This is a genomic window from Streptomyces sp. NPDC058240 (assembly GCF_042882135.1).
Lineage (GTDB): Bacteria > Actinomycetota > Actinomycetes > Streptomycetales > Streptomycetaceae > Streptomyces.
Genome location: NZ_JBHVWT010000003.1, coordinates 71,786 through 92,242, shown reverse-complemented (window position 1 = coordinate 92,242; position 20,457 = coordinate 71,786). Strand labels below are relative to the sequence as shown.

Annotated in this window: 22 protein-coding genes and 3 pseudogenes; 13 read left to right on the top strand and 12 right to left on the bottom strand. The window is 70.2% G+C overall.

Annotation, left to right across the window (positions count from 1 at the left end):
• Positions 1-167 precede the first annotated feature (167 nt).
• Together ACFVX4_RS08175 and ACFVX4_RS08170 are read left to right on the top strand one after the other, a co-directional pair.
• Positions 168-2,399: an acetate--CoA ligase family protein gene (locus ACFVX4_RS08175; RefSeq protein WP_389973194.1), complete on the top strand. Its 2,232-nt coding sequence runs from the start codon at positions 168-170 to the stop codon at positions 2,397-2,399.
• A 103-nt stretch (positions 2,400-2,502) separates the two neighbouring features.
• A complete protein-coding gene (locus ACFVX4_RS08170; protein ID WP_389973191.1) occupies positions 2,503-3,342 on the top strand; it encodes an enoyl-CoA hydratase/isomerase family protein in 840 nt (279 codons plus the stop codon).
• 10 nt (positions 3,343-3,352) lie between these two features.
• Here the strand turns inward: ACFVX4_RS08170 and ACFVX4_RS08165 are convergent, their stop codons facing one another.
• Both ACFVX4_RS08165 and ACFVX4_RS08160 read right to left on the bottom strand, forming a co-directional pair.
• Positions 3,353-3,916 (bottom strand): Uma2 family endonuclease, encoded by a 564-nt coding sequence (locus ACFVX4_RS08165; protein ID WP_385325422.1) that lies wholly within the window; start codon positions 3,914-3,916, stop codon positions 3,353-3,355.
• A 79-nt stretch (positions 3,917-3,995) separates the two neighbouring features.
• Complete coding sequence (locus ACFVX4_RS08160; RefSeq protein ID WP_389973188.1) at positions 3,996-4,124, bottom strand: hypothetical protein; 129 nt, start codon at positions 4,122-4,124, stop codon at positions 3,996-3,998.
• Between the two features lie 33 nt (positions 4,125-4,157).
• On the opposite strand from ACFVX4_RS08160, the pseudogene ACFVX4_RS08155 reads away from it, so the two are divergent.
• Positions 4,158-4,808 (top strand): annotated as a pseudogene (locus tag ACFVX4_RS08155) (histidine kinase); the annotation flags it as partial.
• Positions 4,809-5,218: 410 nt separating this feature from the next.
• Here ACFVX4_RS08155 and ACFVX4_RS08150 read toward each other — a convergent pair.
• On the bottom strand, positions 5,219-5,902 hold the full coding sequence (locus tag ACFVX4_RS08150; protein WP_389973185.1) for a DUF1700 domain-containing protein: 684 nt from the start codon (positions 5,900-5,902) through the stop codon (positions 5,219-5,221).
• A complete protein-coding gene (locus ACFVX4_RS08145) occupies positions 5,899-6,285 on the bottom strand; it encodes a PadR family transcriptional regulator (RefSeq protein WP_389973183.1) in 387 nt (128 codons plus the stop codon). The genes ACFVX4_RS08150 and ACFVX4_RS08145 overlap by 4 nt, the downstream gene beginning before the upstream one ends.
• Before the next feature lie 109 nt (positions 6,286-6,394).
• Between ACFVX4_RS08145 and ACFVX4_RS08140 the strand changes: the two genes are divergently transcribed.
• Positions 6,395-7,012 (top strand): flavin reductase family protein, encoded by a 618-nt coding sequence (locus ACFVX4_RS08140; protein ID WP_389973973.1) that lies wholly within the window; start codon positions 6,395-6,397, stop codon positions 7,010-7,012.
• Between the two features lie 46 nt (positions 7,013-7,058).
• Here ACFVX4_RS08140 and ACFVX4_RS08135 read toward each other — a convergent pair whose 3' ends face one another.
• Positions 7,059-7,973: a LysR family transcriptional regulator gene (locus ACFVX4_RS08135; RefSeq protein ID WP_389973180.1), complete on the bottom strand. Its 915-nt coding sequence runs from the start codon at positions 7,971-7,973 to the stop codon at positions 7,059-7,061.
• Between the two features lie 188 nt (positions 7,974-8,161).
• Between ACFVX4_RS08135 and ACFVX4_RS08130 the strand changes: the two genes are divergently transcribed.
• Positions 8,162-9,256 carry a M20 family metallopeptidase gene (locus ACFVX4_RS08130; protein ID WP_389973970.1) on the top strand — a complete coding sequence of 365 codons (1,095 nt, stop codon included), beginning with the start codon at positions 8,162-8,164 and terminating at the stop codon, positions 9,254-9,256.
• 80 nt (positions 9,257-9,336) lie between these two features.
• Positions 9,337-10,083, top strand: a complete 747-nt coding sequence (locus ACFVX4_RS08125; protein ID WP_389973177.1) for a DUF6585 family protein — start codon at positions 9,337-9,339, stop codon at positions 10,081-10,083.
• Between the two features lie 11 nt (positions 10,084-10,094).
• Here the strand turns inward: ACFVX4_RS08125 and ACFVX4_RS08120 are convergent.
• Positions 10,095-10,499, bottom strand: a pseudogene (locus ACFVX4_RS08120) (MFS transporter); the annotation flags it as partial.
• Here ACFVX4_RS08120 and ACFVX4_RS08115 point away from each other — a divergent pair.
• Positions 10,398-11,606 carry a recombinase family protein gene (locus ACFVX4_RS08115; protein WP_389973174.1) on the top strand — a complete coding sequence of 403 codons (1,209 nt, stop codon included), beginning with the start codon at positions 10,398-10,400 and terminating at the stop codon, positions 11,604-11,606. The pseudogene ACFVX4_RS08120 and the gene ACFVX4_RS08115 overlap by 102 nt on opposite strands.
• A gap of 64 nt (positions 11,607-11,670) precedes the next feature.
• On the opposite strand, the gene ACFVX4_RS08110 is transcribed toward ACFVX4_RS08115, so the two are convergent.
• Positions 11,671-12,300: a hypothetical protein gene (locus ACFVX4_RS08110; protein ID WP_389973171.1), complete on the bottom strand. Its 630-nt coding sequence runs from the start codon at positions 12,298-12,300 to the stop codon at positions 11,671-11,673.
• Positions 12,301-12,726: 426 nt separating this feature from the next.
• Here ACFVX4_RS08110 and ACFVX4_RS08105 point away from each other — a divergent pair, with 426 nt between their 5' ends.
• The 3 genes from ACFVX4_RS08105 (at position 12,727) to ACFVX4_RS08095 (ending at position 14,518) form a co-directional block, all read left to right on the top strand.
• The gene (locus ACFVX4_RS08105) at positions 12,727-13,038 is read left to right on the top strand and encodes a hypothetical protein (RefSeq protein WP_389973168.1); all 312 of its coding nucleotides are present in this window, start codon (positions 12,727-12,729) and stop codon (positions 13,036-13,038) included.
• Complete coding sequence (locus tag ACFVX4_RS08100) at positions 13,031-13,594, top strand: hypothetical protein (protein ID WP_389973166.1); 564 nt, start codon at positions 13,031-13,033, stop codon at positions 13,592-13,594. The genes ACFVX4_RS08105 and ACFVX4_RS08100 overlap by 8 nt, the downstream gene beginning before the upstream one ends.
• 216 nt (positions 13,595-13,810) lie before the next feature.
• Positions 13,811-14,518, top strand: a complete 708-nt coding sequence (locus tag ACFVX4_RS08095; protein ID WP_389973163.1) for a recombinase family protein — start codon at positions 13,811-13,813, stop codon at positions 14,516-14,518.
• Positions 14,519-14,539: 21 nt separating this feature from the next.
• Here the strand turns inward: ACFVX4_RS08095 and ACFVX4_RS08090 are convergent, their stop codons facing one another.
• Positions 14,540-15,169, bottom strand: a complete 630-nt coding sequence (locus ACFVX4_RS08090; RefSeq protein ID WP_389973160.1) for a class I SAM-dependent methyltransferase — start codon at positions 15,167-15,169, stop codon at positions 14,540-14,542.
• A gap of 76 nt (positions 15,170-15,245) precedes the next feature.
• Positions 15,246-15,746 carry a glycine-rich domain-containing protein gene (locus ACFVX4_RS08085; RefSeq protein WP_389973157.1) on the bottom strand — a complete coding sequence of 167 codons (501 nt, stop codon included), beginning with the start codon at positions 15,744-15,746 and terminating at the stop codon, positions 15,246-15,248.
• 321 nt (positions 15,747-16,067) lie between these two features.
• On the opposite strand from ACFVX4_RS08085, the gene ACFVX4_RS08080 reads away from it, so the two are divergent.
• Positions 16,068-16,841 (top strand): helix-turn-helix domain-containing protein, encoded by a 774-nt coding sequence (locus ACFVX4_RS08080; RefSeq protein ID WP_389973154.1) that lies wholly within the window; start codon positions 16,068-16,070, stop codon positions 16,839-16,841.
• A 132-nt stretch (positions 16,842-16,973) separates the two neighbouring features.
• Here the strand turns inward: ACFVX4_RS08080 and ACFVX4_RS08075 are convergent.
• A pseudogene (locus ACFVX4_RS08075) lies at positions 16,974-17,183 on the bottom strand (MFS transporter); the annotation flags it as partial.
• Between the two features lie 173 nt (positions 17,184-17,356).
• Here ACFVX4_RS08075 and ACFVX4_RS08070 point away from each other — a divergent pair.
• The gene (locus ACFVX4_RS08070; protein WP_389973151.1) at positions 17,357-17,689 is read left to right on the top strand and encodes a hypothetical protein; all 333 of its coding nucleotides are present in this window, start codon (positions 17,357-17,359) and stop codon (positions 17,687-17,689) included.
• On the opposite strand, the gene ACFVX4_RS08065 is transcribed toward ACFVX4_RS08070, so the two are convergent.
• Positions 17,646-18,083, bottom strand: coding sequence for a DUF2809 domain-containing protein (locus ACFVX4_RS08065; protein WP_389973148.1), 438 nt, complete (start codon positions 18,081-18,083; stop codon positions 17,646-17,648). The two genes, ACFVX4_RS08070 and ACFVX4_RS08065, sit on opposite strands and share 44 nt — an antisense overlap.
• Positions 18,080-19,321: an MFS transporter gene (locus ACFVX4_RS08060; RefSeq protein WP_389973145.1), complete on the bottom strand. Its 1,242-nt coding sequence runs from the start codon at positions 19,319-19,321 to the stop codon at positions 18,080-18,082. The genes ACFVX4_RS08065 and ACFVX4_RS08060 overlap by 4 nt, the downstream gene beginning before the upstream one ends.
• A gap of 142 nt (positions 19,322-19,463) precedes the next feature.
• Here ACFVX4_RS08060 and ACFVX4_RS08055 point away from each other — a divergent pair, with 142 nt between their 5' ends.
• Complete coding sequence (locus tag ACFVX4_RS08055) at positions 19,464-20,447, top strand: GlxA family transcriptional regulator (RefSeq protein ID WP_389973142.1); 984 nt, start codon at positions 19,464-19,466, stop codon at positions 20,445-20,447.
• The last annotated feature ends 10 nt before the right edge of the window (positions 20,448-20,457 follow it).

Below are 20,457 nucleotides of genomic sequence, written 5' to 3'. Positions count from 1 at the left end.
GCCCGCGACAGCGCGCGTCCCGACGCCTCCGGCATCCGACCCTCTCCCAGCCTTTGCCTGCACACCCATTCCTGACGAGCCGTCAGTTCAGTAACCTGACAGAGCGTCAGCTTTTGGCTGGCCGGGCACGATCACCCGACGGACCTCGAGCAGGAGTGGGCGGAACGATGCTTGGATCGACTCACGGCACCCTCACCACCGACTTCCGCGCCAGGGTGGTGGCCTGCGGCGAAGAGCCGCATGCCGCCGTCCACAGCATGACGGTCGACGCCGCCACGGAGTGCGTCCTGGACGTCAGCGGCCGGCCGCTGCACGCGGCCGTGCCGGATCTGGACCGGTTCTTCCGGCCCGGGTCCGTGGCCGTCATCGGCGCCTCCGATACCGAGGGACGGCCCAACACCGGCATCACCCGGCAGCTGATCGGCTGGGCCGAGCGGGTCGGGGCGCGGCTGTATCCCGTGCACCCCACCAGGGAGTCCGTGTTCGGGCGGGCCTGTTCTCCTTCCGTCGCGGAGCTGCCGGAGCAGGTCGATCTGGCCGTGCTGCTGGTCGGCGATCCGCTCCCGGTGATCGAGGAACTCGCGCAGGCCAAGGTGCGGTTCGCCGTCGCCTTCGCCTCCGGGTTCGCCGAGACCGGCGAGGAGGGCGCCGCCGCCCAGGCACGGCTGGCCGCGGCGGTGGAGCGGTCCGGGCTGCGGCTGCTCGGGCCGAACACCAACCTCAACGCCTTCGAGAAGTTCCGGGACGATCTGGACGGGCCGGCCATCGCGCTGATCACCCAGTCCGGTCACCAGGGCCGCCCCGTCTACACCCTTCAGGAGCTGGGCGTGCGGCTCTCGCACTGGGCGCCCACGGGCAACGAGGCGGATCTGGAGACCGCCGACTTCATCTCGTACTTCTCGCAGCGTCCCGAGGTCGGGGCCATCGCCTGTTATGTGGAGGGGCTCAAGGACGGGCGCTCCTTTCTGCTGGCCGCGGACCGGGCGGCACGGGCCGGGGTTCCGGTCGTGGCGGTCAAGGTGGGGCGTACGGAGACGGGCGCCAGGATGGCCGCGTCACACACCGGCAAGCTGACCGGCGCCGACCAGGTGGTGGACGCGGCGATGCGGCAGTTCGGCGTGATCCGGGTCGACGGGCTCGACGAGCTCCAGGACACCGCGGCCCTGCTCGCGCGGGCACGGAAACCGCAGGCCGAAGGGGTCGTCGTGTATTCGATCTCGGGCGGCACGGGCGCGCACTTCTCGGACCTGGCCACCGGCGCCGGGCTGAGCCTGCCCACCCTGTCCGAGGCGAAGCAGCGCGAACTGCACGAGTGGATCCCCGGTTACCTGAACGTGGCGAACCCGGTCGACAACGGGGGCCATCCGGTGGGCGACTGGCGCGGCCGGAAGATCATCGACGCGATACTCGCCGACCCCGGCGTGGGGGTGCTGATCTGTCCGATCACCGGCCCCTTCCCTCCGATGAGCGACAAGCTCGCGCAGGACCTGGTGGACGCGGCGGAGACCACGGACAAGCTGGTGTGCGTGGTGTGGGGCTCGCCCGTCGGCACGGAGGAGGCGTACCGCACGACGCTGCTCGGCTCGTCCCGCGTCGCCACCTTCCGTACCTTCGGCAACTGCATCACCGCCGTGAAGGCCTACCTGGACCACCACCGGTTCGCCGCTTCCTACCGCTCCCCCTTCGACGAGGCGCCCCGCACGCCTTCGCCCTCGTTCCGCAAGGCGCAGGCGCTGATGCGTCCGGGCCACCAGCTGAGCGAGCACGCGGCGAAGCAGCTGCTGCGGGCGTACGGAATCCGGGTACCGCGCGAGCAGTTGGTGACCAGCGCCGCGGCGTCCGTCCGGGCCGCGGGGCTGGTCGGCTACCCGGTGGTCATGAAGGCGTCGGGCGCCCGGCTCGCCCACAAGACCGAACTGGGCCTGGTCAAGGTCGGGCTCACCTCCGCGAGCCAGGTGCGGGACGCGTACCGCGAACTGACCGACATCGCACGGTACGAGGGCGTCGAGCTGGACGGGATCCTGGTCTGCCAGATGGTCGAGCGGGGTGTCGAGATGATGGTCGGCGTCACGCAGGACGCGCTGTTCGGGCCGACGGTGACGGTCGGGCTCGGCGGCGTACTGGTCGAGGTGCTGCACGACGCGGCGGTACGGGTGCCGCCGTTCGGCGAGGACCAGGCGCGGTCGATGCTGGGCGAACTGCGCGGCCGGGCCCTGCTGGAGGGCGTGCGCGGTGGTCCGCCGGTGGATGTGGACGCGCTCGTCGAGGTCGTGCTGCGGGTGCAGCGGATGGCGCTGGAGCTGGGCGACGACCTCACCGAGCTGGACATCAACCCGCTGATGGTGCTGGGGCGGGGGCAGGGCGCGGTGGCGCTGGACGCGCTCGCCGTCTGCCGCTGACCGACCGCGCCGCCCTCGCCGCCCGCGCCCGACCCGCTCGCCCTCGCGGCCACTGCCGCACCCGCTACCGCGCTCATCACTGCGACCGCCCAGGAGCTGCCCCATGCCGTCCTCCCCCGAAGACACCGCCGAGTCCGCCGAGTCCGCCGACCCGCTCCATTCATTGGTACTCCACGCCACTGACAACGGCGTCTCCTGGATCACACTCAACCGGCCCGAGGCGATGAACGCCGTCACCCGGGAGCAGCGGGAACGCGTCATCGGCCTGCTCGCCGAGGCCTCCGCCGACCCGGCGGTCCGGGCGGTCGTCCTCACCGCCACCGGCCGCGGTTTCTGCGCGGGCGCCGACCTGCGCGGCGCCCCGGCGGCCGGCGAGCGGGTGCCGGGAGATGTGGCCCGGACGATCCGGCTCGGCGCTCAGCGTCTGATCGCCGCGGTCCTGGACTGCGAGAAGCCCGTCGTCGCGGCCGTCAACGGTACGGCGGCCGGCCTCGGCGCCCACCTCGCGTTCGCCTGCGATCTGGTGCTGGCAGCCGAATCGGCGAAGTTCATCGAGGTGTTCGTACGCCGCGGTCTCGTGCCCGACGGCGGCGGTGCGTATCTGCTGCCGCGGCTGATCGGCCCGCAGCGCGCCAAGGAGCTGATGTTCTTCGGCGACTCGCTCCCGGCGGCGGAGGCGGAACGCCTGGGGCTGGTCAACCGGGTGGTGAAGGACGAGGAGTTGGCCGGGACGGCGCGGGCGTGGGCGCAACGGCTGGCCGAGGGGCCGACCCGTGCGATCACCCTCACCAAGCAGCTCGTCAACGCGTCGATGGACACCGACCGGTCGACGGCGTTCGCCGCCGAGGCCATGGCCCAGGAGATCAACATGACGACGCAGGACGCCAACGAGGGCGTGGCGAGCTTCGTGGAACGGCGAGTGCCGAAGTACCGGGGGATCTAGCTCCGAGCGATCACGCGGGCGACAGGCCTCCGGTGTCCAGGTCCAGGTCGAACGGGTGCGGCAGCCTCAGAACCGCACCGAACGGGTGCGGACCGTCCACATGGGTGTAGCCCAGGTGACCCGGCTCGGAGAACAGGGTCACGCTGCCCTCGATCCGGTCGACGAGGAGATACAGCGGGGCACGGTACTCGGCGTAGCGTCGCCGCTTCACGACACGGTCGGTCTCCGCATTCGACTCCGACGTGACCTCCACGACGAGCAGGGTCTGATCGGGGAGAAGGGCCCCGCCCCCCTTCGCCAGTCCCTCGGGCACGACGGCGATGTCAGGGACGTACCAGTTCGACGAACCGGGCAGGTCCAGATTGCCCGAGCCTTCGACGCAGCCGAGTTCGTCCACGCGGTCCTCGATCTGCCGACGGACGACTCGGGCCGCCCGTTCGTGGTCCCAGGTCGGCGTCACGGGCTCGATGATCCCTTCGATGATCTGGGCGCGGTCCCCGCGGATCCGCTGCACCGCGAACTTCAGGGCGCGCTCGGAATCGATGCCCTGGCTGTAGTCGGGCGCACTGGTCATTGGGTGTGTCCTCCCGCTCAGCCGGTCCGACAACTCAGAGTAGCGGCCTGCGACCAGGTGCGGTCGCAGTCGCTCGCGCTCACCCCGGGGCCATGCGGCTGAGGGATCCCCAGGCGCGGTACTGCTCCTCGCGGGCCCGGTCCATCGCCAGGACGGCGTCGAACTGGAGGAGGCGCCCGGAGCCCCGCGCGCGCAGGTGGGGGATCACGGCCTGGGCGACCCGGCGCGCCCGTGCGAGGGAATGGGCAACGGTGACTTTCGGCAGTGTCGGGGCGCTCCCCGGCTGCGTACGGTCGTCCGGGTGGACAGAGTGATGATCAGCGGTGCGGTCCGGCGGGCCGTCGTCGCGCCGGGAAATCTTCTGGCCGTCGGTGCGGCGGTCTGTGTCGGGCTGAGCGCGGTCAGCCCGTGGTGGGCCCTGCCCGCCGCCGCGGCGGCGTTCTTCGCGGGCCGGGAGCCGGGAAGGACCGGGCCCACGGTCCTCGTGCTCGTCGCGGTGGTGGCCGGCGGAGTGGTGGCGGTGGCACTGGTGCCCTCCTGGCTGCTGATGGCGGGGCGGTTCGTCGCGGTGGTGGCGGTGGCCGCGATGCTGCCGTGGTTCGCGGGGCGCTTCTGGCGCCAGTACCAGGAGCTCGTCCGGGCGGGCTGGGAACGGGCGGGCCGGCTGGAGCGCGAACAGCGGCTCGTCGCCGAGCAGGCGCGGTCCCGGGAACGGGCCCGGATCGCCCAGGACATGCACGACGTCCTCGGGCACGACCTCAGTCTCATCGCCCTGTCGGCCGGTGCCCTCAAACTGGCCCCCGGCCTGGACGAGGCGCACCGGGCCGCGGCCGGGGAGATCCGGGCCCGCGCGGCCGCGTCGGTGGAGCGGCTCGGCGAGGTGATCGGCCTGCTGCGCGAGGAGGCGGACGACGAACCTCCGCAGCCGCCCGGCACCGGCATTCCCCGGCCGGTCGAGGAGGCCGCGGCCGCCGGGCTCGCGGTCGGCGTGCGGATCGAGGGGGACGCCGAGGCGCCGTCCGTCACCTCCACGGCACGGGCCGAGCCCAGGCCGCCCGGGGCGAGCGCCAGGACGGCCGCCGCCCCCGAGGCCAGGACGACGCAGGCGAGCAGTGGCCGCCCGGTCCGGGTTCTGCTTCCGGTTTCTCGTCTCATGGGATGTGAACCTAGAAGCGGCGAGGGGCCGCGGACCCGGGCCGAACGGCAGGGCCCACCCCTGACGAACGTCAGGGGTGGGCCCTGCCCGGGACGGCTGCCCGGGGCGGGTGGGCCCTGCCCGGGACGGCTGAGCCCCACTCGGGACTACGCAGCCGCGGCGTCCGCACTGCTCCGCACCCGCCAGAGCCAACCCGCACCGGCGAGCGTCACGACCGCCGTCGCCGCGATAGCCATCCAGTACTCGGACTGCGACGGATCGTTGGGGTAGCTGAAGAGGAACCAGGCGACGTTCATCAGCGAGGGCGCCAGCGCGGTCAGCGCGAAGCCGGTCCACTTCTGGCTCTTCGTCCAGTGCCGGGACCTGAACAGCACAACGGCTCCGGCGACCTTCAGCGCGAAGCCGAGCGGCACCCAGAGGTAGCCGAGACCGAAGGCGAGCACCGGCAGCAGCACCACGAGCCACGCGGGCGAGCGGCGCGCGGGCGTCTTCCCCGCCCCGGTGCCGGGACCGGCGACGGCACCCGGACCGGTGACGGCGCCGGGAGCGAGCCCGGGGCCGGACCCGGACTCCTGGAGCGCGGTGGCGGCGATGGTGCGCGGGTCACCCAGTTCGCGCAGAACGTCCCGGTCACTGCCGCCGGGCCGCTCGGCGAGCGCGATCTCGATGTGCTCGGCGAGATCGGCCACGAGCTCCTGCCGGCGGTCCGCCGGAAGCGCCGACGCCTCGCGCTCGACCGCCGCGAGGTAGTCCCGGACCAATTCGCTCCCGGCGCCGTTCCCGCCACTTCCGGCACTCCCGGCGCTCTGCGGCTTCTCGGTGTTCATCATTCGGTCTCTCCAGATACCTGCGGGTGCGTCTTCGGCGCGAGAAGGTGATCGACGGCATTCCGGAAAGCGGGCCATGTTCCCGTGAACTCCGCGAGCGCGGCGCGTCCGGCCTCGGTCAGCTCGTAGTAGCGCCTCGGGGGGCCCGAGGCGGACTCCTGCCAGGTGGTGACGACGAGTTGGTCCCGTCGCAGCCGCGACAGCAGCGGATACACCGTGCCCTGGCTGGTCGCCAGCGCCCCGGTCTCCTCCAGCTCCCGCAGCAGCTCGACCCCGTACCGCGCCCCGTCACGCATCAGGGCGAGTACGCAGTACTCCAGCACGCCCTTGCGGAGCTGGCTCTCGGCCTTGCTCGCAGAGCGGTTGCTCGGACCACCTGGTTCCATGCAATGCAATGTACCTTGCCGCGCACAGGCATGTCCAAGCTGCCGGTCCCCGGCCCTTCCCAACTGATGGGCCGTCAGTTCTAATCGAAGGGTGATGGGACACGCAGGCATGGCCGCCATCGCCGTCCGGTACCTCAGGTCCGTCGGCGCCGCCACCACCGCAGGGCCGGCACCGGTCGATGCGCTGCCGCGCCCGCATCTGCGAGCCGTCGCCGACAATGAGCGGCCGCCCGTCGACCCGGGCGAATTCCGCCGCGTGCTGGGGAGCTTCGCCAGCGGCGTCACCGTCGTCACCGCGCACGACCCGGACGACCCGCAGGGCCCGGCGGGCTTCGCCTGCCAGTCGTTCGCCTCGCTCTCCCTCGACCCGCCGCTGGTCACGTTCATGGTCGCCCGTACGTCGACGACCTGGCCGCGCATCGCGCGCGCCGGGGCCTTCTGCGTCAACATCCTCGGAGCGGACCAGGGCGCGCTGTGCCGGGGCTTCGCGGTGAGCGGCGCGGACAAGTTCGCGGGGGTGGCGTACGAAGCCGCCCCGGTGACCGGGTCGCCGCTGCTGGACTCCGTGGCGGCCTGGGTCGACTGCCGCGTCCAGGCCGTCCACACCGGGGGCGACCATCTGATCGTCGTCGGCCGGGTGGAGGCGTTGGGGGCGGCGGCTGACGGGGCCGATCCACTGCTGTTCCACCGGGGGGTGTTCGGGCGGTTCGGGCCGCTCGACGGGTGAGCGCGCACCGCGGCTCCGCCCCGTACCGCCCCGGTGGACCGGCTGTTCAGCCGAGGGGGTCGCGCGGAACGGCTTCGTGCAGCAGGTCCCGCAGCGCCAGTGCTGCCGGAAGCGGGGCGGCGGGCAGCGCGACATGTACGGTCCGGCGCGGGGCGAGGTCGCCCAGCCGGCAGACGGCGAGTTCGGCGGGGACCGCCCAGGTGGCGAGCGAGGGGACCAGCGCAACCCCCAGCCCGGCCGCCGCGTAGCCGAACTTGCCGGTCCACTCGGCGATCCTGGTGATCCGCTTCGGCTTGAACCCGGCCCGGTCGCACACCTCGGCAAGCATCATCGGCCGGTCGGCGGACACGTCCTGGAGCCAGGTCTCGTCGCGCAGTTCGCGCAGATCGATCGTCCCGGCCCCGGCCAGGCGGTGGTCGCGCGAGAGGACGACGAACAGCTCGTCCGCCAGCAGCACCTCCGTCGTGACGGTGTCGACCGACGGCAGACCGGACGGGTAGTCGCTGACCACGGCCAGGTCCAGCGCCCCCTCCGCCAGGCGCCGCATCAGCTCACCGGTCCGGCCCTCGGCCGCGACGACCTCGACCTCCGGCCTGGACCGCACGAACGCCCGCAGCGCGGCGGGCACCAGCGAGATGTTGGCCGTGGCGAACGCCCCCACGCGCAGCCGCCCGCCCCGCCCGGCATGGATCACGGCCATCTCGTGCTCCGCGCTCGCCAGCCGCGCGAGCACCTCCTCCGCGTGCCGGTGCAGTGCCTGGCCGGCCGGGGTCAGCCGTACGCCCCGGGCGAGCCGTTCGAAGAGCGGACCGCCCGCCTGTTTCTCCAATGAGGCGATGCGCCGGGACACCGCGGACTGCGTGTAGTCGAGCCGGACCGCGGCCTTCGTGAACGATCCGGTGTCGGCCACCGTCACCAGCAGACGCAGTGCGTCGATCTCGAACACATTCCTCCCATGCATGGCTCACATGCAATCTAGTCGCTGGTGGAATGCCTTGTCCGGCCCTAGCGTCGAGGAACGGGGCCGGTCAGCACTGCCGCCCCACGAACTTCCCCGTATCAACTCCCAGGAGGAGACGTGTCGTTACTGCCTTACACCGAGTCCGGGCGGGGCCGGTGAGCGCGGGAGCCGCGGTCTCGCTGCCCGCGATGCTGGCCGATCTGGAAGAGCTCGTGGTCTGTGAGTCCTTCTCGGCCGACCACCCGGCGCTGGCCCGCAGCGCCGAGGTCGTCGGCGCCCAGGGCGAGAGACTGCTGGGCCGGGCACCGGAGACGATCGTGATCGACGGGGTGCCCCATCTGCGGTGGACCTTCGGCACACCGCGGGTGCTGCTGGTGGGGCACCACGACACGGTGTGGCCGACGGGTTCGCTGGAAACACATCCCTGGTCGGTGGTCGACGGGATGGCCCGGGGCCCCGGGGTCCTCGACATGAAGGGGGGTCTGGTGCAGATGTTCCACGCGTTGGCCTCCCTGCCGTCCCCGGACGGCGTGTGCGTGCTGGTCAACGGGGACGAGGAGGTCGGTTCCCCGACCTCCAGGGAACTGATCGAGGAATCCGCGCGCGGCTGCGCGGCGGCCTTCGTGCTGGAGGCGTCCGCCAATGCGGAGGGCGCCCTCAAGACCGCCCGCAAGGGCACTTCGCGGTACGAGGTCGAGGTGCACGGCAGGGCCTCCCATGCCGGTCAGGAACCGGAGAAGGGGGTCAACGCGGCGATCGAGGCGGCCCACCAGGTCCTGGCCATCGCCGGTCTCGCGGCCTCGATGGGCCCCACCGGTTCGGTACTGGGGGACCCGACCGTCACGCCCACGCTGCTGTCGGCCGGCAGCACCCTCAACACCGTGCCCGCCCGAGCGAAGGTGTCGGTGGACGTGCGGGTGCCCACCACGGCGGCGCAGGACCGGATCGACGTCCTGATGCGGGAGCTGACCGCCCGGACACCCGGGGCACGGCTGCGCGTACTGGGCGGCAGGAGACGACCCCCGATGGAACCGGGCTCCTCCGCCGAACTGTTCGCCCTCGCCCGCGAGATCGCCGCAGAGCTGGGGCAGGAACCACTGCGGGGCGTCGCCGTGGGCGGCGCGTCGGACGGCAACTACACCGCGGGCGCGGGCGTCCCGACGCTGGACGGCCTCGGTGCCGTCGGCAGCGGCGCCCACGCGGACAGCGAGCATGTCGCGGTCGGGCAGATGGTCCCCCGTACCCGGCTGCTCGCCCGGCTGATCGCGCGGACGAGGGGATGACCCTCGCACCCCGCACGCGGTCCGGCCGCGGAAACGGCCGGACCGCGTCCGCATCCGGCGTACACACGAGGGAGAAGTCCATGGCAGAAGCACCGAACCTCCTGTCCGCGGAGGCCGCCGAACTGGCCTCCACCCACCGACTCGGCGCGCTGGAGGGCACGTTCGCCCCCAAGCGCCTGAACAGAGTGCTCTTCGCCCTCTACATCTTCACGACGCTCTACCTGCTGGCGATGCTCGTGATACCCGGCCTGCTGTTCTTCTGGTGGCTGCGCCGGAATCCGGACTTCAGCCGAAGACAGGCCGCCAAGCGTCTCCATCTGTTCGAGAACGGAATGATCGTGCACCCGCAGTCCGGCGACGGCATGGTCGTCATCCGCTGGGATTCCGTGCGGCTCTACCAGGACATCACCCAGAAGATCATCAACGGCATCCCCGGACCCATCGAGTACGCCTACTCCGCGGTGGGTCCGGGCCTTGCCAGCGCGAGGATCACGCACTTCTACGAAGGCCCCGAGACCTGGGGACCCCATATGCAGCAGGCCATTCTCCGCGCCCAGGGACCGGCGGTCCTGAAAACGGTCCTGGACGGCGAGACGGTCAACTTCGGGGACCTGTCGCTCTCCCGGACCGGCCTGACCGCCAGGGGGAAGGGCGACCTCTCCTGGTCCGACGTCCAGGAGATCCAGGTCGCGGCGGGCCGGGTCCGTGTCATGAGGACCGGCGGATCCGGCCTCTGGTGCGGCGTCGCGGTCAGCGACATCGCGAACCTCCACATCTTCCTGGCCGTCGCCGAGCGCCTCTCCGCCGCCCACGGCCCGGCAGCCTGAAAAGCCCGCCGTCAGCCGAGCCCGACGGCGGCGTCCGAGGGTTCCCGGACCCGGCGGATCACCAGCGCCATCAGCGCCGCCGTCGCGCACAGCGCCCCCGACGCGTACCAGACCATGTCGTACGAGCCGAACACATCGCGCGCCACACCGCCCAGGAACGCCACCAGCGCCGCCCCCGCCTGGTGGGAGGCCAGCACCCAGCCGAAGACGATGGCGCTGTCCTCCCCGTACTGCTCACGGCACAGGGCCAGCGTCGGCGGGACGGTGGCGACCCAGTCCAGGCCGTAGAAGACGATGAAGAACACCATCGGCGGATGCACCGACGGCGCCATCAGCATCGGCAGGAAGAGCAGCGAGACGCCGCGCAGCGCGTAGTAGACGGCGAGGAGCCGCCGGGCGTCGAAGCGGTCGGTGAGCTGGACCTCGCGACTCCGGCGGGGCGGGCTACGGCCAAGACGGTCACGGCGTGGGCGGAGTACGAGGGGGAGCAGAAGGCGCTGCGGCAGAAGGCGTCGAACCTCCAGGCGGCGAAGAACGGCAAGCCGCACAAGGCGGGCTTGCGAACCTTCGGGTACGCCGACGACTACGTGACCGTGGTCGAGGACGAGGCGGAAGCGATCCGCAAGGGTGCCGAGATGGTCCTTCAGGGCGAGACCCTGGCGTCTGTCGCCCGCTACTGGACCGGCCTCGGTCTGCTCGCTCCTCGCTCGTCTTCCGGCACGGCGAAGGACGAGGCCAAGGGGTGGGGCGTGGGCGGAGTGAAGAAGGTGCTCATCTCCCCTCGGTACATCGCTCAATCCACCTACCGAGGCAAAGTGGTGGGCGAGGGCCAATGGCCCGCGATCCTGGACGAGGCGACGCACTACGCCCTCGTGTCGGCACTGACGAACCCCGAGCGGTTCACGGGTGGTGCACGTACGGGCTCGGCCCCTCAGACCCTGCTCGCCGGACTGGCCGCGTGCGAACGCTGCGGGGAGACAGTGCGGGGTGGCATGTACCGAGGAACCCCGGTCTACCGCTGCGGACAGAAGCACGTACGCGTGCCCCGAGAGTTGGCCGACAAGCGAGCCGGTAACGCCGTCCTCGCGCGGATCGTCTTCCCCGACTTCCTGCCCTGGGTCCTCGCCGCTCGACAGGAGCAGGGAGACGACTCGGCCCACCTTCACCAGGAAGCGCAGACCCTGCGGGAACGTCTCGACGGGTTGGCCGTGGCCTACGCCTCGGGGTCCATCACCCTGTCACAGATGACGGCCGGTACCGAGGCGATCCGGGCCAGGCTCGACGAAATCGACGAGAAGCTGTCGGGTGTCACTGGCCTGCCCCCGATCGACCCCGTGGCGGGCGTTGCTGGCCTGATTCAGGACTGGCCGAACACTCCGCTCCCCGTCCGCCGGGCGTGGGTCAAGTTCGTCACCACGATCACGATGCACCCGAACGGCTTCAAGAAGGCGGCGAAGATGACCGTGGACGACTACATGACCGTGGAGTGGAACCACACCGCCGACAACGAACCGGATGCGTAGCCTGTCCCGCTCAACTCGGCCCCGCTCTCATCCGAGGGCGGGGCTTCGTCTTCGTCACGCCCGATCAGAAGGGCGGCGGCTCTTGCCCTGCTTCTGGGAGCCGGTCGGTCAAGCCGTCGTAGTCGAAGTCCACCGGCAAGGGAGCTGCGTACGCGTCTCCGAACCAGCGTCGACGCTGGCCCTCTTGCTTGACCTTGCCAAGATCTACGAAGGACAAGGTGGGGGCCGCAGGCCCCCCAAGAGAGCCAGCCCCTTCGTCTTCCTTCTGGGGGCCGCTCACGCGGCCCACCATCGCCGGCTGCTTGCGCTCTTCGTCCTTGACCTGTCGGCCCCCTGCGGGGGGCCGCTCTTCGCCTACCGGCTTGCTCTTCGCCGCTGGCTCCTCACTCCTACCGGCGTCGCTCTTGAAGGTATGTAGGTTGTATGGCTCCTCAGCCATACAACCTACCTTCGGCAGGGTGAGTCGGTAGACCACCGGACCATCCGGAATCTTGCCGGTCTTCGTGAGCCAGCCGGCCTTACGCAGCCTGCCCACGATCTTGTTGACCGTCTGTTCCGGAGCCTTTCCGCCGTAGCCAAGCTCTCTGGCGATCGTCCCGTTCGACGGGCAGACGTTCTCGCCCGTCTCGTAGTCCGCGTACAACGCCACGGCGACGCCGACCAACCCCCCTGCGCGCTTCATGTTCGAGCGCACCAGCGCACGACGCCATACGTGTTCCTGTATCTCGGGTTTCCCTTCTCCGACGACAACAGCGGCCCCGTCACCATCGCGCGGGGGAACCCGAAATGTACAACGCGTGGAGGGGGAAGGCGCTGGTCACTGCCTGTGAGGCGCCTCTCGAAATGAGGCCGCGTACGGGTCCACCCTCGCTGCGCTGGCGCGATGCCCCATCCAGACAACTCGCCTGACCACGATCTTGTGTTCGCCCTCCAGGTCACCGGCGCTGAGCTGGCGTAGGAGCACATCGAGCTGGCCAAGCAGGGCCGACTGTAACGCGACTACCTCGCGGTGGCGCGAGGAGATCCAGGGCAACTCCGATCTGGAATCCCTCTTCTTGGAAAGGTAGTTGACACCGGGAACATGTTGCTCGGCTTGTTGAGCGAGCCATACTGTGGCCAGGTGGCGACCTTCAACCAGCACAACCAGACAGTCGGCGTTCAGCACAACGCCGAGAACATGATCGTCGGAACGCCGATCTCGATGGCCGATCTTGCTGCTGGACTGAATGACATCCTGAGGCAAGTGCAACAGATGGAGCCACCCCTGCCCCCCGAGGTGCGGGCGGAGCTGGAAGCTGCACGCGACGCCGCAGCGTCTGGCGACACCTCAGATGTGCAAGGGAGAATGCAGCGACTTCTGGAGATGGGTGGACTGGCCACGGGTATTGGTAGCCAGATCGCCACCATGCTTGGGGCGCTGCTTGGTGGGTGAAAGCAGATTCGATCAGCAGAGTCAGTCTGTAGGTCAGCAGTTCAATGCTGATCGCCAGGAGTTCGCGGGGAAGTGGGTCAGCAACCAGTACATCGCTGACCTCGGCCAAGTGACTGTGAACTACCAGACCGACCACGTTGACTCTGCACGGCAACGCACCGCCGTCGACTTGTACGTGACGCTGGGGCAAGTTGTCGATCTCTCTCTCAGGTTTCGGGGTTCCGCAGAAGCCGGCAACGGTGCGAAGACTGAGATCGGCGAACTCCAGCAGATGGTCCACGAGGCGAGCACGCTCACCGGAGAGCTCCGGGCAGAGATGCGCAGGTTTCGCGCCGTGTCGAAGTCAGACGTATCAGTAGATCTAGCCGAGAAGATCGTCCTCTTGATTCTTACGTCCTGTGCGAGCGAGGCGAACGCCGCAGGTACACGGGTCACCGGCAAGACCATGGCGCCGCACGCGGTCCGCCACCTGAGAGAGCGACCCACTCCCGAGGCACTGAGCTCTCACTTGCGCCGCCTGCACCGCGAGTTCTTGCAGCAGGTCGTGAGGTCTTGAACGGCCCCGAAACCGTGGCGCGATCTCGGCCGGTAAGACTCGGCGGTCGAGCAAGGTCCTACAGAGGGTCATACCCCACCCCCTTCCGCCGTCGCCCTGTACGCCTGGCTGTGCGGACCGCCACCCGCCATGGACATGCGATCGACGTTGCAGCTTCCTGACCTGCGTCGTAAGTTTTTCCACGGAAAGACTTACATGATCACGGAAGGGAGAGCCGTGAAGCTTGTTGCCTACATCCGCGTATCCGGGGCCGGACAGGTCTCGGACGGCTTCGGCCTGGACGTACAGGAGAAGGCCGTCAAGGCGTGGGCCAAATCCAACGGGCACCGCATCGTTCACGTATCGCGCGATGAGGGCGTGTCCGGCGCAACCGAAGCGCTCGACCGTCAGGGCCTGTCGGAAGCTCTGCTGCTCATCAGAGAGGGCGGAGCAGAGGGGTTGCTGGTACCTCGGCTCGACCGGCTGGCGCGTGCGCTCACGGTGCAGGAAGCCACGCTTGCCGTGGTCTGGCACGACGGGGGGAAGGTCTTCACCACCGATGGTGGGGAGGTCCACCAGGACGATCCTGACGACCCGATGCGTACGGCCATGCGGCAGGTCATCGGCGTGTTCGCCGAACTCGATCGGCGCATGGTGGTCAAGCGTCTCCGGGACGGGCGTACGGCCAAGGCGGCAGCCGGACGGAAGGCCGTCGGGGCGTACGCCTACGGCTTCCACGGTGGCGGAGAGGGGCGAGAGCGCGACGCGGCACCCAACCCCACGGAGCAGGCCGCACAGGCCCGCATACTCGAACTGAGGGCGGAGGGGATGAGCTACCGGGCCATCGGCGTGCAGCTCGACACCGAGGGCCTGCCCCCGCGCAGAGCCGCGAAGTGGAGCGCCATGACGGTTCGCTCCGTCTGCCAGAAGGCCGGGATCTCCTGAGACAGGCGCACAGCCGAGCGGTCAGGCCGCCAAGGCACGGACAAGCATCGTGCCCACGGCCCTGCCCTCTGGCGGGTCGATCAGAGACACGCACACGTCAGAGAAGCCGTGCCCCGTCAGGATGCGCCCCCACTCATCCGGGGTACGGTCGTGCCGCAGTCCGGCTTTGGCAGGCTTGGGCCCCTGGCTGCCTGGGGGCAAATGCGAGAATGCCAGGATGCCGCCCGGTGCCATACGCGAGCGGATCAGCGGGAGCAGGGTGTCCGGGTCGACGAACCACACGGCACCAAAGATCGAGAGCACGACATCGAATGTTTCGTCCGTCTCCTTCAGGAACGCCGTCGCCTCCGCCGTACGGAACTCAAGGCCCGGCAGACCGCCCCAGCGCTCCCGCGCGACCGTCTCGCGAGCGGGGGCGATGTCAACTCCTTGACCGGTCGCGCCAAGCGTCACGAGGTGCGCGAGGTTACTACCGCTCCCCGAGCCGAGTTCCAGCACCCGGCGTCCAACCGCAGGGCCCAGAACGCTCTCGTTCGGCCCATGATCGGCGTACTGGGTCCAGTTCAGCCAGGTCGTCTCACCCTTGGCGTTCACGGTCCTGCGCGGCTTACTGCCGACCGCGTACCTGTCCCAGGACTCAGCCAATGACATGCGGTGATCCTTTCCGGCATGAGGGGCCCACCTCCCAACGTACGGGGATGGGCCCCAACTCACGTGCTACTTACTACTACTTGGGCGAGTCGTGGCACCCGGCGTGGCACTGGTTGCAGTCGGCCGCGTCCTCCATGCCCCACAGGTCGGGGTCGATCTCGAACCCGGCCGCCTTGATGGCCCTGATCGTCTGCTCAAGAACGAGCGGGCCGCCGCTCTTGCGGTCGCGCCCGTCCCGCTTCGCCTTGTCGTCGCTGACGCACTGGACCCCGGCCGTCGTCCCCGGAAGCTCCGGAACGTGGTGGATGTACCGGCCGAAGTGCCGGCTGGTGAAGTGGTGGTACGGGATCGAGTCGAGCATGAACGAGTGCCATGCTTCGTCCACCTGCTCGGACGGGCCCATGAGAAGGTCCGGGTTCTCGCCGCACGTGACCAGGTAGGCGATGGCCTGTCCGAACTTGGCCTCTGCCAGTTCTCGCGTGTTCTCCGGGTTGCGGAGGAGGAGGGCCACCTCCCGCTCCCACACGTCCGGCGTGACGTACTCCTTCGGGTCACGGATCACTACTGCCGTGCTCATGCTGGCTTGCCTCCACGTAGTTGGGGTTCCGTGGTGCTCCGGTCATGTCGCCCACCCCTGCACCTGGGGCACAGGCACGGCGGCATCAGGCCAGTAGCGAGGGGTTCCCCGCCCTCCCCCTCGTACAGGGTTCGTGGCTCGGTCTGCGTGCCGTCGGCTCTCACCTTGTAAGCGCTGATGCGGATGGACATGGCGTCCATGTTCCGGACCAGTCATGACCATTGCGGCGACGTTCAGGGCGTCCCTTGGGCGTCATGTCGTCGTCACCCCGAGGGCGTCAAACCGGTGTCATTGGAGGCATGACGTGGCTACGCTCGGATCATGACGACTACCGGCGAGAGCGAGCGAATCCCCAACGACGTGCTGACCTCCGTACGCAAGTCGATGAACCTCAGCCAAGACGAGTTCGCCCGGGGCTTACGTGGCGCAGGCGAGGAGCTGGGGGAGCCGAACGACGCCTCCAAGCGACTCGTGCAACGCTGGGAGTCCGGGGAGACCAGGACATGCCGCCCGCTGTATGCGCGGGCACTGAAGCGGTTCACCGGCCGTACCCCTGAGTCGCTGGGGTTCGCGATCCCGTTGGCACGCGTCCACTCGGACGGGGCAGGAGGCCACGACATGGAGGCTGGGAAAGTCGGCACGGTTGACGCTGTCACAAGCCCGGAGCCGGAGCCGCAGAGCGAGTACGCGGGCATCTGGCTGTCCCGCTACGAGTTCTACTCGTCCAGCCGTGACGAGACGTTCGACTGCAAGCATCACGTCGTGATCGTCCAGCACGGCAACCGGCTGACAGCCCAGAGCCTGCCCGGAGCATCGACCAACCCGGACAGCCCGTTGTCCCTGGATCTCACGGTCGATCGGAACGTCGTCACCGGTACGTGGACCGAACAGACGGCGGCTGACGGGTACTACCAGGGCGCCCGGTACCACGGTGCAATTCAGTTGCTCATCGAGCCGACAGGCCGACGCATGGCAGGTAAGTGGGTCGGGTTCGGCAAGGACTTCGATGTGAACACGGGCCCGTGGGAGCTGCGCCTACTCGACCGATCGACAGGCCGCGCGAGCATCGAGCGGTACTCGACCACACCGCAGTGAGGGATCGGGGCGCTCCCTTGCGTGGAAACAGCGGGAGCCGCCCCGTGCGGGCGCCTGGCGCCGAGTCCGCCCCGACTGCTCAAGCTGGCGGGTGCGCAAGATCGACCGATTCCGAGGTACCCCAAAGCATCACCAGCCGAACTCCGTGTTGAGCGGGTCGATGAGGAGGCCGGGGAGGGAGTTGAAGGCGGCGCCGCCGATGATCGTCACGAAGGTGACGACGGCGACGATCCAGGCGCGGTGAACACGTCGGCGGGAGGGGCGGCCGGGGGGTGCGGGGATGGCCTGCCGGTCGTCGTCCCGGGCGGCGCTTTCGGTTGTCTGGGTCACGTCACTCAGCATCGGGCCACGGCACACCCCCTCACGAGTGGCCCGAGGGACACCCTTCGCAGGAATCGGGCCACCGGGATCGTCGCCCCGCGGTCCGGACGGGCGGGCCGGTGTGCGCGTACGATCGCCAGTCGGCCGACGGGCCGGGCCCGCCGGCCTCGTCACGCACCGATCCGGGGGATTCCATGCAGTGGGCAGCACGCCAGCACTTCCACCACCGCTCCGCGCTGATGCAGACCTGGGGCGCCGTACTGCTGCTCATCGCCTGTGCCCTGTGGGTCTGGCTGGGCTTCCTGCTGGCGGACCCGCAGGGCATGTACTGCTACCGCGGCATGTCGTCGGTGTGCGAGGTGGAGAGCGACGTACCGAAGCAGCTGACCGTCCTGGGTATCTCCGCGCCCCTGTCCGTCCTCGGTGCGGGGTTGCTCGTCGCCGGCAGTGTGCGCAGGCAGACCAGCGCCCATGTCTTCGAGGTCATCGAGATGCAGAAGTCCGAGGAACGCAGCCGGGCGAAGTAGCCAGGACCGTCACCGCCCAGGCGAACCCCGCCCCCACCGCGTACCAGAGCAGATCGGGTGCGCCGAAGGTCGAGCCGAGCACCAGCCGCGCCACCGTGCTGTGCCGGGAGAGCTCCGCGGGCACCCCGGTCAGTTGCAGCAGCTCCACCGCCCAGCTGAACGCCAGCGCCGTCCCGGCCCGGACGGCCGGCCGCGCGCCGGGCGCGATCACGGCGACCAGGGCGCAGATCAGCACCGTGTAGAGCGCGTCCCCGGCGTACTTGGCGAAGGCGCCGTCCGCGAGTGCCCTGACCCCGAGCCCGGCGAGGACGGTCAGCACCGCGGCCCCGGCCGCGACCGCACGTGCGCGCGGGCCCGTCCGGGGCGCGGCCACCGGCCCCCCGCCCCCGGTCACGCGATCCGCTCCAGCCGGCTGATCGGCCGGGCCACCAGCAGTACCGCCACCACCACCATATTGATCACCGCTCCGGCCAGCAGCACCTCGGGCGCCCCCACCTGGTCCGCGACCGGTCCCGCCAGCGCCCGGCCCGCCGCCAGCATCAGCAACGAGCCCGCCACGTCGTACGCGTGCAGGCGGTTCAGCGCCTCGGGCGGCACATGGGTCTGGACCGTCGTCGACCACATCACCAGCCAGAACGCGAACGCCGCACCCGCCACGAACTGCCCCGCCCCGAGCGCGGGCACCGGCAGCCCGAGGCCCAGCACCAGCAGGTTCACACAGACCCCGGTCAGCGCGACGGCCCCGGCCGCGAGCGGTCGGCGGGGCCTCAGGCGCAGGGCGAGCAGCCCGCCGACGACGCTGCCCGCGCCGTTCACCGCCATCATCACGCCGTACGTCCCCGAGCCGTGCGCCTCGGTGACCTCGACCGCGGTGAGCGGCAGCATCGGGCCGAGCACCATGAAGCCGTACACCGTCCAGATCGCGATCACCCCCCACAGCCAGCTGCGGGCCCGGAACTCCCGCCAGCCGTCGACCAGTTCGGCGACGAAGCCGCCGCGCTGCGCGTCGTCCGACGGGCCCGGGGCGAGCCGCAGCAGGAACAGGCAGAGGCCGGAGACCAGGAACGTCGACGCGTTCGCCGCGTAGACCGCCCCGGCGCTGGCCAGCCCGACGAGCATGCCCGCGAAGGCCGGACCCGCCATGGTCATCAGCGCCTCGGAGACCCTCAGCACCGCGTTGCCCCGCTGCACGTCCGAGGCCACCCGGGGCACGGTCGAGGCGACGCCCGGCTGGAAGAGCGCGGCGCCCACCCCGGCCACCGAACTGAGCGCGTACACCACCCACAGCGGCGGGTTCCCGGTGGCGAAGGAGAACGCCAGCACCGAGGCCCCGACCAGCCGCAGCGCATCCGCGATGATCATCATCCGGCGGGGGGTGAACCGGTCGGCCAGTACGCCGCCGAAGAGCACGAAGAGCGCCAGCGGCCCCATCCAGGCCGCGAGCGCGAAGCCCACCGAGGAGTGCGGCCGGCCGGCCCCCAGCAGTCCCGCGGTGAGCGCCACCGGGATCATGCCGTCCCCGAAGAGCGCGGCGGTGCGGGCGACGAAGAAGAGCCGGAAGTTACGGTTCCAGAGCCCTTCCGACCGGCCGTCGCCCAGGCCGTCGCCGAGTCCGCCATCCCTCGCGCTCAAACTGGGGGAACCGGGCAAAAGGGGCTGCACACCATCGCGTTCGACGGCGGGAATGCGCGGGTGCTCCGCTGACTTTTCCTTCACAGGAGTGACATGTATCAGGCTTGAGGTCTATACCACTAGGGGTGAAGGGAGTCCGCCAATGCCGCACCGAATCGCCGTCCTGGCCCTCGACGGGCTGCTCCCCTTCGAACTGGGCATCCCCCAGCGGATCTTCGGCCGCGCGTTCGGCATCGAGCCGCACAACGAGGGCCGCAGTCTGTACGAAGTCGTGACCTGTTCCGTCCGCCCGCCGGGCCCGGTCCGTACCGACGCGGACTTCACGATCACCGTCGAGCGCGGGCCCGAGGCCCTGGCCACCGCCGACACGGTGGTGATCCCCACCAGTTACGAACTCGGCCCGGTCCACTCGGAGGGCAGGCTCACCGAGGAGCTGGCCGCCGCGTTCGCCCACATCAGGCCGGGGACCCGGATGGTCTCGATCTGCACGGGCAGCTATGTGCTGGCCGCCGCCGGATATCTCGACGGGCGCCCCGCCACCACCCACTGGTGGCACGCCGACCACTTCCAGCAGCTCTTCCCCGAGGTCCGGGTCGACCCGGACGTCCTGTTCATCGACGACGGGGACGTCCTGACCTCCGCCGGGGTCGCCGCCGGGATCGATCTCTGCCTGCACATCGTGCGCCGCGACCACGGCACCGCCGTCGCCAATGACGTCGCCCGCCGCACGGTCGTGCCCCCGCACCGGGACGGCGGGCAGGCGCAGTACATCCAACGCCCGGTGCCCAAGAACCGGTTCGCGACCACGACCACCGCGCGCACCTGGGCGCTCGGGCGGCTGGAACGGCCGATCCTGCTGCGCGACATGGCGCAGCAGGAGTCGATGAGCGTGCGGACCTTCACCCGCCGGTTCCGGGAGGAGGTCGGGGTCAGCCCTGTCCAGTGGCTGACCCGGCAGCGGGTCGAACGGGCCCGGCACCTGCTGGAGTCGACGGACCTGTCGATCGACCAGGTGGCACGGGACGCGGGTTTCGGGACGCCCACGTCGCTGCGGCAGCATCTCCAGGCGGCGCTGGGGGTGTCCCCCACGGTGTACCGGCGCACGTTCCGCGCCGGGCGGGTCTGAGGGGGCGCGT

What these genes read in the sequence shown, in the direction of transcription:
- ACFVX4_RS08175 (WP_389973194.1), top strand. Translation starts at nt 168, where the DNA reads ATGCTTGGATCGACTCACGGCACCCTCACCACCGACTTCCGCGCCAGG.
- ACFVX4_RS08085 (WP_389973157.1), bottom strand. Translation starts at nt 15,746, where the DNA reads ATGAGCACGGCAGTAGTGATCCGTGACCCGAAGGAGTACGTCACGCCG.
- ACFVX4_RS08170 (WP_389973191.1), top strand. Translation starts at nt 2,503, where the DNA reads ATGCCGTCCTCCCCCGAAGACACCGCCGAGTCCGCCGAGTCCGCCGAC.
- ACFVX4_RS08090 (WP_389973160.1), bottom strand. Translation starts at nt 15,169, where the DNA reads ATGTCATTGGCTGAGTCCTGGGACAGGTACGCGGTCGGCAGTAAGCCG.
- ACFVX4_RS08055 (WP_389973142.1), top strand. Translation starts at nt 19,464, where the DNA reads ATGCCGCACCGAATCGCCGTCCTGGCCCTCGACGGGCTGCTCCCCTTC.
- ACFVX4_RS08125 (WP_389973177.1), top strand. Translation starts at nt 9,337, where the DNA reads ATGGCAGAAGCACCGAACCTCCTGTCCGCGGAGGCCGCCGAACTGGCC.
- ACFVX4_RS08145 (WP_389973183.1), bottom strand. Translation starts at nt 6,285, where the DNA reads ATGGAACCAGGTGGTCCGAGCAACCGCTCTGCGAGCAAGGCCGAGAGC.
- ACFVX4_RS08135 (WP_389973180.1), bottom strand. Translation starts at nt 7,973, where the DNA reads ATGCATGGGAGGAATGTGTTCGAGATCGACGCACTGCGTCTGCTGGTG.
- ACFVX4_RS08140 (WP_389973973.1), top strand. Translation starts at nt 6,395, where the DNA reads ATGGCCGCCATCGCCGTCCGGTACCTCAGGTCCGTCGGCGCCGCCACC.
- ACFVX4_RS08070 (WP_389973151.1), top strand. Translation starts at nt 17,357, where the DNA reads ATGCAGTGGGCAGCACGCCAGCACTTCCACCACCGCTCCGCGCTGATG.
- ACFVX4_RS08080 (WP_389973154.1), top strand. Translation starts at nt 16,068, where the DNA reads ATGACGACTACCGGCGAGAGCGAGCGAATCCCCAACGACGTGCTGACC.
- ACFVX4_RS08130 (WP_389973970.1), top strand. Translation starts at nt 8,162, where the DNA reads ATGCTGGCCGATCTGGAAGAGCTCGTGGTCTGTGAGTCCTTCTCGGCC.
- ACFVX4_RS08165 (WP_385325422.1), bottom strand. Translation starts at nt 3,916, where the DNA reads ATGACCAGTGCGCCCGACTACAGCCAGGGCATCGATTCCGAGCGCGCC.
- ACFVX4_RS08150 (WP_389973185.1), bottom strand. Translation starts at nt 5,902, where the DNA reads ATGATGAACACCGAGAAGCCGCAGAGCGCCGGGAGTGCCGGAAGTGGC.
- ACFVX4_RS08115 (WP_389973174.1), top strand. Translation starts at nt 10,398, where the DNA reads ATGCACCGACGGCGCCATCAGCATCGGCAGGAAGAGCAGCGAGACGCC.